A 12009-nucleotide genomic window follows, 5' to 3' on the forward strand; every position below is an offset into this window, starting at 1 on the left:
CCGCCGGGTCGTCCGCGTCCGCGCGGGCGAGCCGCTCCAGCGGGCCGGCCAGCGCCGGCGTCCGCGCCACGGCCAGCCGGAACGCGTCGGTGGTGACGCAGAAACCCGGAGGTACGCGCGCCCCGTCGATCCGCGTCAGCGCCCCCAGGTGCGCGCCCTTGCCCCCCACCGCGGCGATCCGCGTCTCGTCCACCTCGTGCAGTTGCCACACGTACCGTCCGGTCATGCCGTGCCCCCGTTTTCGCAGCTCGACCCGCATCGGCCGATGATTCTGCGGCATCACCGGGGCCTTGCGGCAAGACCCGGTGTGCGATATACGTTGATAGTGGCGAGGAGATCTGTCTCCTTGCCTTTCGTTTTTCCGCACCACCAACCCCTGCCCTGACCCGCTGCCGTCACGTGAGTCAGATCTCCCCGCCCCGGGTGGAGTGCCGGGGGCGCGACGGGGCAAGAAGCGACCACGAGGCCGCGACGTGGCCCGGACGAGCGGGACCGGACGGGGTGGGGGAGACTCGGGCGATGAGCGGCGCTGACACCGACCCGCGTACGCGTGCCGACGTCTTCGCCGTCGACGCGGAGATCGGGCCGGACCTGGCGCGGATCGACTGGTCGGCGCATCCCCTGGGACCGCCGGACACCTGGCCGCAGAGCCTGCGGACCGCGGTACGGATCCTGCTGTCCTCCCGGTTCCCGATGTGGATGGCCTGGGGGCCGCAGCTCAGCTTCTTCTGCAACGCCGCCTACCGGCGGGACACGCTCGGCCGCAAGTACCCCTGGGCGCTGGGGCTACCGGCGAACGAGGTGTGGGCGGAGATCTGGGACGACATCGGCCCCCGCGTCGACACCGTGCTGCGCACCGGCGAGGCGACCTGGGACGAAGGGCTGCTGCTGTTCCTGGAACGCGCCGGCTACCGGGAGGAGACCTACCACACGTTCTCCTACAGCCCGCTGCGCGACGACGACGGCGGCCTGGTCGGGATGCTCTGCGTGGTCAGCGAGGACACCGAGCGGGTCATCGGCGAGCGGCGGATGGCCACGCTGCGCGACCTCGGCTCGGACCCGAGCGTCATCCGCACCGAACAGGAGACGCTCGCGTTCGTCAGCCGCCAGCTGGCCCGCAACCCGCAGGACCTGCCGTTCACGCTCACCTACCTGTACGACGACGACGGCGGGGCCCGGCTGGTGGAGGCGACCGGCCTGCCGGACGGGCACCCGGCGGCCCCGGCCACGCTGTCGCTCGGTGACCCGGCCGCGCCGTGGCCGGCCGGCGCCCTCACCGAGGGCGATTCGGTGCGGGTCGCGCTCGACGGCCCGCCCTTCGCGGACCTGCCGGCGGGCGCCTGGCCCGCCGCGCCGGCCGAGGCGCTGCTGGTGCCGCTGCGGCAGCAGGGCGGGGCCCCGTACGGGTTCCTGGTCGCCGGGCTGAACCGCTACCGGGCGCTCGACGACGGGTACCGCGGCTTCGTGGAGCTGACCGCCGGGCATCTGGCCACCGGCATCGCCAGCGCCCGCAGCTACCAGGCGCAGCAGCGGCGGGCCGAGGAGCTCGCCGAGCTGGACCGCGCGAAGACCGCCTTCTTCTCCAACATCAGCCACGAGTTCCGCACCCCGCTCACCTTGATCATGGGACCGCTGGACGAGCTGCGCGGCCGGCTGCCGGACGCCGACGAGCAGGTCCGCGCCGAGCTGGACGTCATCCGCCGCAACGGCCTGCGCCTGGGCAAGCTGGTCAACAGCCTGCTCGACTTCTCCCGGATCGAGGCCGGCCGGATGCAGGCCCGTTACGAGCCGGTCGACCTGGCCGCGGTGACCGCCGACCTGGCGAGCGTCTTCCGGTCGGCGATCGAACGGGCCGGCCTGTCCTTCGAGGTCGACTGCCCACCCCTGCCCGAGCCGGTGCACCTGGACCTCGGCATGTGGGAGAAGGTGGTGCTGAACCTGCTCAGCAACGCGCTGAAGTTCACCTTCGACGGCGCCATCCGGGTGGAGCTGCGCGGCGAGGGCGACACCGCGGTGCTGCGGATCTCCGACACGGGCATCGGCGTACCCGCCGACGAGATGCCGCGCCTGTTCGAGCGGTTCCACCGCATCGAGAACGCCCGCTCCCGCTCCGACGAGGGCAGCGGCATCGGCCTGGCCCTGGTCCGAGAGCTGGTCACGCTGCACGGCGGCGGCATCGACGCGATCAGCACCGTGGGCCGGGGCACCACCTTCACCATCCGGCTGCCGTTCGGCACCGGCCACCTGCCGGCCGACGCGCTCGCCCCGGCGGGCACCGGGCGGACGCCGGCGTCGGCCGAGCCGTTCGTGCAGGAGGCGCTGCGCTGGCTGCCGGCCGAACCGGGCACCGCCGCCGGCGGCGGGGACGACCCGGCCGGCGGACCGCTCCAGCCGCTGCCCGGCGGGGCGCAGGCCCGCGTCCTGGTGGCCGACGACAACGCCGACATGCGGGAGTACCTCACCCGGCTGCTGCGTTCGGCCGGGCACGAGGTGCGCGCGGTCGCCGACGGGCAGGCCGCGCTGGACGCCGCCCGCGCGCACACCCCCGACCTGGTGGTCAGCGACGTGATGATGCCCCGGCTCGACGGCCTGCAACTGGTCGCCGCGCTGCGCGCCGACCAGCGGACGGCCGGTACCCCGGTGCTGCTGCTGTCCGCCCGCGCCGGGCAGGAGGCCTCGATCGAAGGGCTGGAAGCAGGCGCCGACGACTACCTGGTCAAGCCGTTCCCGGCCGCCGAACTGCTCGCCCGCGTCCGGGCGAACGTGGAGCTGGCCCGGCTGCGCAACCACCACGCCCGCTGGCGTACCGCGCTCGTCGACTCGCTGCAGGAGGCGTTCTTCGTCTGCGACGAGGACGGCGCGGTGGTCGAGATCAACGCGGCGTTCACCGGCATCCTCGGCTACGGGACCGAAGGGCTGCCCTATCCGGCGGTGCACCCGTGGTGGCCGGACCGGGAGGCCGAGCCCGAGGCGCACCGCCAGGTGGCGGAGGCGTTCTCGAGACTCGTGGGGCAGACCCGGGGCACGTACACCGTGCCGGTGACCCACCGCGACGGGCACCGGATCTGGATCTCGGCCGCGTTCAACCAGGTCGACGATCCGGACACCGGCCGCCGGGTGATCGTCGGCACGTTCCGTGACGTCACCGCGGAGCACTACGCGGTGCAGCGGGAGACCGCCCTCGCCGGGCTCAGCATGCGGTTGTCGCAGGCCGACGACCTCACCGACGCGCTGCACGGGGTGCTGGACGAGCTGCGCAAGCTGTGGCGGGCCGCCGGCGTGCTCACGGCCGTCTTCGGCGACCTGCCCGTCCCCGAGGTGACCGCCACCGACCCGGCGGCACGGTGGGACACGCTGCCGCAGGAGCGCCGGCAGGCGCTGCTCGAGCTGCGGGACACCCCGCTGCTGACCCCGGTGGCGACGCGTACGCACGGCGCCGGCATCGCCGTCGAGCACCCGCAGGGCACCATGGCGCTCTGGATCGACCTGGGCGAGAAGCGGCCCTTCACCGAGCAGGACCAGACGCTGCTGGCGCTGCTGGCCGGCCACATCGGGCAGGGGCTGCACCGGGTGCACCAGATCGACCAGCAGCGGGAGACCGCGCTGGCCCTGCAACGGGCGATCCTCGGCCCGGCGCAGCTCCCCGCCGGTTTCGCGGTGCGGTACTCCCCCGCCGCGATGCCGCTCAAGGTCGGCGGCGACTGGTACGACACCGTGGAGCTGCCGGACGGGCGCATCGGCATCGTGGTCGGCGACTGCGTGGGCCACGGCCTTCAGGCCGCGACGGTGATGGGGCAGCTGCGCAGCGCCTGCCGCGCACTGCTGTTGCAGGACCCGAGCCCGGCCCGGACGCTCGAGGCGCTGGACCGGTTCGCCGCGCTGCTGCCGGGGGCGTCCTGCGCCACCGTCTTCTGCGGCGTGCTGGACCCGGCCACCGGCCTGATGCGCTACTCCAGCGCCGGTCACCCACCGGCCATCGTGGTCCGCGCCGACGGCACTCCCGAACTGCTGCAGCACGGCCGGTCCCGGCCGCTGGCCGTACGACCCGGGCAGGAACGTCCGGAGGCGGAGGCGACGGTGCCGCCGCGCGCCACCCTGATGCTCTACACCGACGGCCTGGTGGAACGCCGCCGCCAGCCGATCACCGCCGGCATCTCCCGCGCCACCGACGCCATCCAGCAGGGCCACCACGCGCCGGTCGAGGTGCTGGCGACCGAGATCATGGACCGGCTCACCCCGGACGGGGGCTACCACGACGACGTGGCCCTGCTGCTCTACCGCCACCCCGGGCCACTGGAACTGGAGTTCCCGGCCGAGTCGACCCGGCTGGCCGAGGTCCGCACCGCGCTGCGGAGATGGCTGGAGCGCTGCGGGCTGGCCCCCGCCCACGCCTACAACATCCTGGTGGCGGCCGGTGAGGCGTGCGCCAACGCGGTCGAGCACGGGCACCGCGACGACCCGGGCGGACGGATCCGGCTGCGCGCCGCCGCCACCGCCGGCGCCCTGCGCCTGAGCGTCACCGACAGCGGCCACTGGCGCGACCGGGACCAGCCTCCCGACCCGCACCGCGGCCGGGGACTCGTGCTCATGCGCGCGCTGATGGACGACATCAGCGTCACCCCGGGGGCCGCCGGCACCACCGTCGACATGCAGGCGAGGATCACGCCATGAGCACGTCCCTGACCCTGACCACGAGCGACAGCCCGGACGGCGTGCGCGTGCTGGAAGCCGTCGGTGAGATCGACATGAGCAACGCGTCCACCTTCGCCGACGCGCTGGCCGACGCCGTACGCCCCGACGGCGAACCCCTGGTCGTGGACCTCACGAAGGTGGAGTACCTGGACAGCGCCGGGCTGGCCGCGCTGTTCCCGCACGCCGACCGGATCGCGCTGATCGCCGGCCCGCTGCTGGAGCCGCTGCTGACCATCTCCGGGCTGGCCGACCTCACCACGGTCCGCAGCGCCTGACGCCGTCGGGGCGTCAGGCGCTGTCGCGGGGGTCGGGCACCGTCGGCGTTCTCGCCTGGTCGGGCGCGGTCGCGAGGTCAGGCGCCGTTGCGCACGATCACCAGCGGCGAGTGGGCGTGGTGCAGCACCGCGTGGCTGACCGAGCCGAGCAGCAGCCCGCCCAGCGCGCCCCGGCCGTGCGCGCCGACCACCACGAGCTGGGCGTCCTTCGACTCCTCCACGAGCACCCGAGCCGGGGCGCCGCGCAGCGACCGCTGCCGTACCGGCACGTCCGGGTAACGCTCGGCCCAGCCGGCGATCGACTCGGCGAGGACGCGCCGGGACTCCTCGGCGAGCGCCTCCGGGTCGTACACCAGCGGCAGGATGTCGCCGGGGCCGATCGGGGTGGGGTACAGCCAGGCGTGCACCACGATCAGCGACGCGCCCCGGCGGGTTGCCTCCTCGTACGCGTACCCGACCGCCGCGGTGGACAGCTCGGAGCCGTCCACGCCGACCACGATCGGGCCGTCGGCGCGCGCCTCGCCGCGCGTCACCAGCACCGGGCAGTGTGCGCGGGCCGACACCTGGAGCGTGACCGAGCCGATCAGCAGGCCGGCGAACCCGCCCAGGCCGCGGTGGCCGAGCACGATCAGCGCCGCCTCCCGGGACTCGGCGACCAGCACCGCAGCCGGCGCACCGTCGACCACCACGCCGGTGACCGGGACGTCCGGGGCGACCTTGCCGGCCTCGGCGACCGCCTCGGCGACGACCCGTTCGGCCTGGTTACGCAGGCCGGCGCCGGCGGGCGCGCCCGGGGCCGGGGTGAGCGGCGCGCGGGTCAGCGGCCAGATGAACGCGTGGACGACCTGCAGCGGCCGGTTCCGGTCGGCGGCCTCGCGGGCGGCGACCCGGACCGCGTCCAGCGAGGCGGCGGAGCCGTCCACGCCCACCACGACGGGGGCCTGCGAGTGGATCGTCATGTCGTCCTCCTTCACTCGTGCTCAGCCTGCCGGTCAGGCGGCCGGCCCGGCAGGGTCCGGGGTCACGGCGTGAGGGCCGTTGGTCCCGCGGAGACGGCGGGTCAGCCGCAGCACCAGCCCCGGCAGCACACCGATCGCGGCGCAGGCGAGCAGGTCGAGCGCGCTGAGCGGGGACGTGCCGAGCAGCTCGCGCAGCGGCGGCAGCAGCACGCCCGCCACCTGGAACACAGCGGAGACCGCTACCGCCACCGGCAGCGCGAGGTTGCGCTCGCGCGAGCCCGGGGTACGGATCGCGCGGACCGCCAGCGCCACGCCGAGCTGGGCCAGGCCGAGCACCACGAACACCACCGACTGCCACGGCCGGTCGGCCGCCGCGGCCCACACCCCGGCGCCCAGCGTCGCCGCGGCGATCAGCCCGCCGGTGACCAGCACGTCCCGGCCCAGGCCGGCGCCGAGCACCGACTCCTGCGGGGAGCGGGGCGGCCGGCGCAGCGTGCCCGGCTCGGCCGGTTCCGCGCCGAGCGCCACCCCGGGGACGCCGTGGGTGAGCAGGTTGATCCAGAGGATCTGCGCCGGCAGCAGCGGCACCGGCAGGCCGAACAGCGGGCCGAGCAGCATCACCGCGATTTCGGCCACGCCACCGGCGAGCGCGTAGCGCAGGAACCGGCGGATGTTGTCGTAGATCCGGCGGCCCTCGCCGATGGCGGTCGCCACGGTGGTCAGGTCGTCGTCGACGAGCACCAGGTCGGAGGCCTGCCGGGCCACCTCGGTGCCGCCACCCATCGCCACGCCGATGTCCGCGCGGCGCAGCGCCGGGGCGTCGTTGACGCCGTCGCCGGTCATCGCCACCACGTGCCCCCGGTTCTGGAGGCCGGCGATGATGTCGAGCTTCTGTTCCGGCTGGGTCCGCGCGTACACCCGGGTCTCGGGGTGGGCGCGGCCCGGGTCGCCGTCGTCACCGTTGGCGAGCGGGTCGCCGTCGCGCCAGAGCCCGAGCCGTCCGCCGATGGCGGCGGCGGTCGCCGGGTGGTCGCCGGTGATGAGGACCAGCCGGATGCCTGCCTCCTCGAAGCCCGCGGCGATGCCGGGCGCCGCGGCGCGCAGCGGGTCGCCGACCGCGACCAGGCCCAGCGGGCGCAGGCCGGTCGGCCGGGCCGGGTCGGGCAGGGTGTCGACCACCGCGGAGGCCACCGCCAGCACGCGCAGCCCTTCGGTGGCAAGCCGGTGCGCGGCGTCGGTCAGCTCGGCCAGTTCCGCGGCGTCGGCGTCCACCAGCGGCGCGGCCAGCAGGTTCTCCGGCGCGCCCTTGCAGACCACCAGGTAGCGCCCGTCGCAGCGGCGGTGCACGGTGGTCATCCGGCGCAGGTCCTGGTCGAACGGGGCCTCCGCCACGCGGGGCCAGGCGTCGCGGGTGGTGTCCGGGTCCAGGCCGCAGCGGGCGCCGAACGTGACGAGCGCGGCCTCCAGCGGATCACCGATCGCCGTCCACTCGGGCCGTTCGTCGGTCGGCGGCGTCACAGTGGCGTCGTTGCAGAGCAGCCCGGCGCGGGCGAGGGCACGCAGCTCGTCGGGGGCGCTCACCGGCTCGCCCCGGTGGTGCACCTCGCCGCCGGGCGCGTAGCCGGTGCCGGTGACGGCGTAGCGGGCGCGGCCGGGGACGACCGCGTACTGCACCGCCATCCGGCCCTCGGTGAGCGTGCCGGTCTTGTCGGAGGCGATCACGGTGACCGAGCCGAGGGTCTCCACCGCGTGCAGCCGGCGGGGGATGGCGCGGCTGCCGGCCATCCGGCGCGCGCCCAGGGCGAGCGCCAGCGTGACGACGGCGGGCAGCGACTCCGGTACGGCCGCCACCACGAGGCTGACGGCGGTGACGGCCATCTGCGTGACCGGCTGCCCGTCGAGCACGCCGATGGCGAAGACCAGCCCGGAGAGCACCACGGCGGTCAGGCCGAGCACCCGGCCGAGCGAGGACAGGCGTCGTTGCAGCGGGGTGGGCGCCGGCCTGGTCGCCGCGACCAGGGCGCTGATCCGGCCCAGCGCGCTCGCCGCGCCGGTACGCGCCACGGTTCCGGTGGCGCGGCCGGTGGTCACCACGGTGCCGGCGCTCGCCTCCTCCCCCGCGACCCGGGCCACCGGCACCGATTCGCCGGTCAGCGCCGACTCGTCCAGGCTGAGGCGTACCGCGTCGGTGAGATCGAGGTCGGCCGGAACCACGTCGCCCGCCTCCAGCCGGACCAGGTCGCCGCGGACCAGGTCGGCGGCGGGCAGCACGAGGTCACGGCCGTCGCGGACCACACGCGCGGTCGGCGCGGCGAGCCGGTCCAGCGCGGCGACGGCCCGGTCGGCGCGTACCTCCTGCACCACGCCGATCGCGGTGTTGATGAGGACGACCAGCACGATCACGGCGGTGTCCGGGTAGTCGCGCAGCAGCGTGGTCACCACGGCGGCGGCCAGCAGCAGCGCCACCAGCGGGTCGGTGAGCTGGCGGAACACCCGGCCGGCCAGCCCGCGCTTGCGCGGGGCGGCAACGGTGTTCGGGCCGTCGGCGCGCAGCCGGGCGGCCGCCTCGGCCGAGCCGAGCCCGGTCGCGGGGGCCGGAGAGATCTCGGTGGGCGTCGTCGCTGTCGCCGGCCCGCCGTTGATCACCACATCGTCCTCCATGTCGTCGCCGCCCGCGCCGGGCAATCCCAGCATGCCGCGCGACCCTACGTGGGTCGCAGGGCCGAGGGCCTGTCGGGCCCGGGACCAACGGCCCCCGCGTACGGGGCAGCGCGGCGCCCGGCGCGCCGGTAACGTCCGCGCGGTGAACCGGACACGCAGCGCCACCGGGCCGACACCTCCGTCCCGTCACCGGTGGGTGCGGTGGACGCTCGCGGTGCTCCTGCTCGCGTCGGCGGGGTGCGGGAAGGGACTCGGGGAGGAGAGCGGCGACGCGCTGGCGCGCGACACCGCGGCGGCGGAGGCGAAGCAGCTCAACACGGAGCTGGGGCACCGCAACCGGGCGCGGGACGCCGGGTCGATCGCGGCGGCCGAGATCGTCCAGGAGCCGAAGGACGCCGCGTCCGGCGGCGGTGCGACGGTCCGGCGGGAGGCGCTGGCCTGGTCCGGCCGCACCGCCGGGAACGAGCGGGCCACCGTCGACGTCCGGTTCGTGGTGACAGTCCCGGAGCGGCCGCCGGTGTCGATCGGCGGCGCGAGCAACAGCGCCGGTGAGGCCACGCGCTGCTACCGCTACGAGTTCGAGCTCTACCGCTACACGACGTACCACGAGATCGACTGTCCGAGCGGCCCCGCTCCCTCGCCGCCCACCGCCGCGCCGGTGCCGAGGGTGCCCGAGGACGGGCGGCAGCGGCTCACCGCAGTGCTGCGCACCGCCACCCCGGACACGCTGGCGGGCGCCGTGCGGGCGGCCTTCCCGCAGGACTGGATCACCGTCGACACGACGGTGCACGAGGGCGCGCTCGTCGCCGCCGTCGGCGTACCGGCCGAACGGGACTGCCTCCTGCTCGTCCGCACACCGGCCGGGAAGATCGAATCCCCCGGGTACGACCGGATCTGGCTGGAGCCGGGCGAGACCGGCTGCAAGACCGGCCTGTACGTGGCGCCGCCGCGCTGACGTACCGGTTTGCCGCGTGGCCGCCGGGGCACCTGACGGTCATGACGGATCCGGAGCAGTTCCAGCGGCAGCAGGAGGGCGCGCTCGAGCGCGGGCAGGTGTTCCAGGACGCCGAGGGGCGGCGTACCCGGGACCCGGGCGCCGGGGCGGAGAACGCGGAGAGCGAGGCCGACCGCAACGCCGAGCGTCTGGCGCGCGGCGAGGTGGGCCCGGGCGTCCCCGAGGACTGACGTGCCGAGGCGGTTGTCAATGTAGCGTTGACAGGTGACCCTGGACCACCTGTCCGAGATCGCCGCGGCCCGGGTCCGGCTGGACGAGCGCGAGCTTGACCTGATCGACCGGGCCCGGCACGGCGGCGCCACCTGGGCCGAGATCGCGCGGGCGCTGGGCCTGGGCAGCCGGCAGGCCGCCGAGCAGCGCCGGCAACGCCTCGTCGCGGCCCGGCGGGCCCGCCTGTCCCGGCTCGATCCGGTCGGTGCCCCCGACCTGCCTGTGCTGCGGGCGGCGGTCACCGACCTGCACCGCTGGATCGAGGCGGACCGCGCGTGGGACGGCCGTTTCCCCCGCGCGGCGTTGACGCGCCGCACCTGCGCGCTCGCGCTGGACGCCGGCGCCGGGCCGCTGCACACGCTGGCCGCGCACCTCGCCGACGACCTGGCCGGGGCCGGGCGGCGGCTGCCCGCTCCGGCACTCGACGCCGCTCGACGCATCGCCGCCGCCTTGTCAACATCGCATTGACGATTGCTCTAGGCATTGCCCCCTGACGGCTCAACTCCGGAGGATGTGAGTCCACCAGGCTCAACCTCACGGGGGGATCCATGCGCCGCAACGCCGTCCTGTTCGTGGCCGTCTCGCTGCTGTCCGGCCTCGGCGGCAGCGCCATGGCCCTGGTCTGCGGCATCTGGATCCTGGATTTGACCGGCTCGACCGGCCTCGCCGCGCTGGCCGGGCTCTGCGTCTACGCCCCGACGCTGACCGGCCCGTGGCTCGGCGGCCTGCTCGACCGGGTGCCCCGGCGTCCGCTGGTGATCGGCGTCAACCTCGCGCTCGCCGCCGCGTTGCTGAGCCTGCTGGCGGTACGGGGGCCCGGCGAGGCGTGGCTGATCTACGCCGTCTCGCTCGCCTACGGAATCGGCTACGTGCTCGTCGACGCCGGCGAGACAGCGCTGCTGCCCGCCGCGCTCCCCCCGGCCCGGCTGGCCGACGTCAACGGCTGGCGGTCGAGCGCGCAGGAGGGCGTGAAGCTGGTGGCGCCGCTGGCCGGGGCGGGCCTGTACGCGTGGCGGGGCGGGCACGTCGTCGCGGTGCTCGCCGCCGTCGTACCGGTGCTCGTGGCCGCCCTGTACGGCGCGTTGCGCCTGACGCGGACCGGCCCCGCTCCCCCGGCCGCACGCCCGGCGCGAGTCCGGGACGGGCTCACCGCACTGCTGACCCGGCGGGCGGTACGCGTACCCGTGGCGCTCGCGGCGGTGTCCATCGCGATGTCCGGCTTCACCACCGCGGCGCTGTACCACGTGGTGGTGACCGGCCTCGGGCTGCCGTCCACCTTTCTCGGCGTGCTCGCCGGCGCCCAGGGTGGCGGATCGCTGCTCGCCGGGCTGGTGGTCGGCCGGCTGGTCCGCCGCCACGGTGAGATCGCGGTCGGTGCCGCCGGCACGGTCCTGTTCGCGGCCGGCTGTCTCGGGCGTTGCCTGCCCTGGTGGCCGGGCACCGTGGCCGCCTCGGTGGTGATCGGCGTCGGTCTGCCGTGGACGCTCGTCGCGGCGGTCACCGCCGTGCAGACGTACACGCCGCAGGCGATGCTCGGACGGGTCGCCGGGACGGCGAACACCGCGATGTTCGGGCCGATCACACTGGCCATCCCGCTCGGGTCGGCGGCGGTCGCGGCCGGCGGCCGGCCACCGCTGGTGCTCGCCGCCGTGGCGTGCCTGGCCGCGGCACTGGCGGCGGTCGTCCGGCCGCGTCGTCAGCCCGCGGCCGGCGGGCCGGACAGGTGGCGGATCAGTTCCGGCCGGGAGCGCAGCCGCAGCTTCCGGTAGACGTTGCCGAGGTGGTACTCGACGGTCTTCGGTGACAGGAAGACCCGGGCCGCGATCTCCCGGTTCGTCAGGCCCTCCGCCACGTGCAGGGCGATCAGGCGTTCCTGACCGGTCAGCCGGTCGACGGTCCGGTCGCCGGGGTCGGGCTGCCGCCGGCCGGTGGCGTCGATCTCGGTGCGGCACCGCCGCGCCCAGCCCTGCGCGCCGAGCGCCTCGAACAACCGCAGCGCGGCGTGCAACTGGACCCGCGCGTCCCGGCGGCGCCGGGCCCGGCGCAGCCGCTGCCCGTAGCTGAGCAGCGTCCGGGCCCGTTCCAGCGGGACGACGGCGGGATCGCACCGGGCCAGCGCCGCCGCGAAGGCCTCGTCCAGGTCCGGTTCGCCGGCGAGCAGGCCCTCGACGCGCGCGGCGGCGGCGCGGGCGGCGGC

At 75.6% G+C, this 12009-nt stretch carries 10 protein-coding genes; 6 read left to right on the forward strand and 4 right to left on the reverse strand.

Going from position 1 to position 12009, the window contains the following annotated elements; all coding sequences use genetic code 11:
* Window positions 1-259: PEP/pyruvate-binding domain-containing protein (locus AC2CHG_RS25725; RefSeq protein ID WP_484525752.1), on the reverse strand; the 259-nt coding region annotated here is incomplete at its 3' end.
* A 260-nt stretch (window positions 260-519) separates the two neighbouring features.
* On the opposite strand from AC2CHG_RS25725, the gene AC2CHG_RS25730 reads away from it, so the two are divergent.
* Both AC2CHG_RS25730 and AC2CHG_RS25735 read left to right on the forward strand, forming a co-directional pair.
* Entirely contained in the window at window positions 520-4671 is a 4152-nt protein-coding gene (locus tag AC2CHG_RS25730) for a SpoIIE family protein phosphatase (RefSeq protein ID WP_484525753.1), read from the forward strand.
* Window positions 4668-4967, forward strand: a complete 300-nt coding sequence (locus tag AC2CHG_RS25735; protein ID WP_484525754.1) for an STAS domain-containing protein — start codon at window positions 4668-4670, stop codon at window positions 4965-4967. The genes AC2CHG_RS25730 and AC2CHG_RS25735 overlap by 4 nt, the downstream gene beginning before the upstream one ends.
* A gap of 77 nt (window positions 4968-5044) precedes the next feature.
* Here AC2CHG_RS25735 and AC2CHG_RS25740 read toward each other — a convergent pair whose 3' ends face one another.
* On the reverse strand, window positions 5045-5926 hold the full coding sequence (locus AC2CHG_RS25740; RefSeq protein ID WP_366619517.1) for a universal stress protein: 882 nt from the start codon (window positions 5924-5926) through the stop codon (window positions 5045-5047).
* Between the two features lie 33 nt (window positions 5927-5959).
* Window positions 5960-8620, reverse strand: a complete 2661-nt coding sequence (locus tag AC2CHG_RS25745; protein WP_484525755.1) for a cation-translocating P-type ATPase — start codon at window positions 8618-8620, stop codon at window positions 5960-5962.
* A 109-nt stretch (window positions 8621-8729) separates the two neighbouring features.
* On the opposite strand from AC2CHG_RS25745, the gene AC2CHG_RS25750 reads away from it, so the two are divergent.
* From AC2CHG_RS25750 to AC2CHG_RS25765, 4 genes are all read left to right on the forward strand, one after another.
* On the forward strand, window positions 8730-9542 hold the full coding sequence (locus tag AC2CHG_RS25750) for a hypothetical protein (protein WP_484525756.1): 813 nt from the start codon (window positions 8730-8732) through the stop codon (window positions 9540-9542).
* A gap of 41 nt (window positions 9543-9583) precedes the next feature.
* A complete protein-coding gene (locus AC2CHG_RS25755) occupies window positions 9584-9772 on the forward strand; it encodes a hypothetical protein (RefSeq protein ID WP_013286843.1) in 189 nt (62 codons plus the stop codon).
* A 34-nt stretch (window positions 9773-9806) separates the two neighbouring features.
* Window positions 9807-10280, forward strand: a complete 474-nt coding sequence (locus AC2CHG_RS25760; RefSeq protein WP_484525757.1) for a hypothetical protein — start codon at window positions 9807-9809, stop codon at window positions 10278-10280.
* Between the two features lie 80 nt (window positions 10281-10360).
* Entirely contained in the window at window positions 10361-11581 is a 1221-nt protein-coding gene (locus AC2CHG_RS25765) for an MFS transporter (protein WP_484525758.1), read from the forward strand.
* Here the strand turns inward: AC2CHG_RS25765 and AC2CHG_RS25770 are convergent.
* A partial coding sequence (locus AC2CHG_RS25770) for a helix-turn-helix transcriptional regulator (RefSeq protein ID WP_484525759.1) occupies window positions 11509-12009 on the reverse strand: 501 nt, incomplete at its 5' end. The two genes, AC2CHG_RS25765 and AC2CHG_RS25770, sit on opposite strands and share 73 nt — an antisense overlap.

The organism is Micromonospora sp. ATLC20 (assembly GCF_057196585.1).

Excerpts from the sequence above, each read along its gene's own strand:
- AC2CHG_RS25730 (WP_484525753.1), top strand. The coding sequence starts at position 520 with ATGAGCGGCGCTGACACCGACCCGCGTACGCGTGCCGACGTCTTCGCC.
- AC2CHG_RS25735 (WP_484525754.1), top strand. The coding sequence starts at position 4,668 with ATGAGCACGTCCCTGACCCTGACCACGAGCGACAGCCCGGACGGCGTG.
- AC2CHG_RS25740 (WP_366619517.1), bottom strand. The coding sequence starts at position 5,926 with ATGACGATCCACTCGCAGGCCCCCGTCGTGGTGGGCGTGGACGGCTCC.
- AC2CHG_RS25745 (WP_484525755.1), bottom strand. The coding sequence starts at position 8,620 with ATGCTGGGATTGCCCGGCGCGGGCGGCGACGACATGGAGGACGATGTG.
- AC2CHG_RS25755 (WP_013286843.1), top strand. The coding sequence starts at position 9,584 with ATGACGGATCCGGAGCAGTTCCAGCGGCAGCAGGAGGGCGCGCTCGAG.
- AC2CHG_RS25765 (WP_484525758.1), top strand. The coding sequence starts at position 10,361 with ATGCGCCGCAACGCCGTCCTGTTCGTGGCCGTCTCGCTGCTGTCCGGC.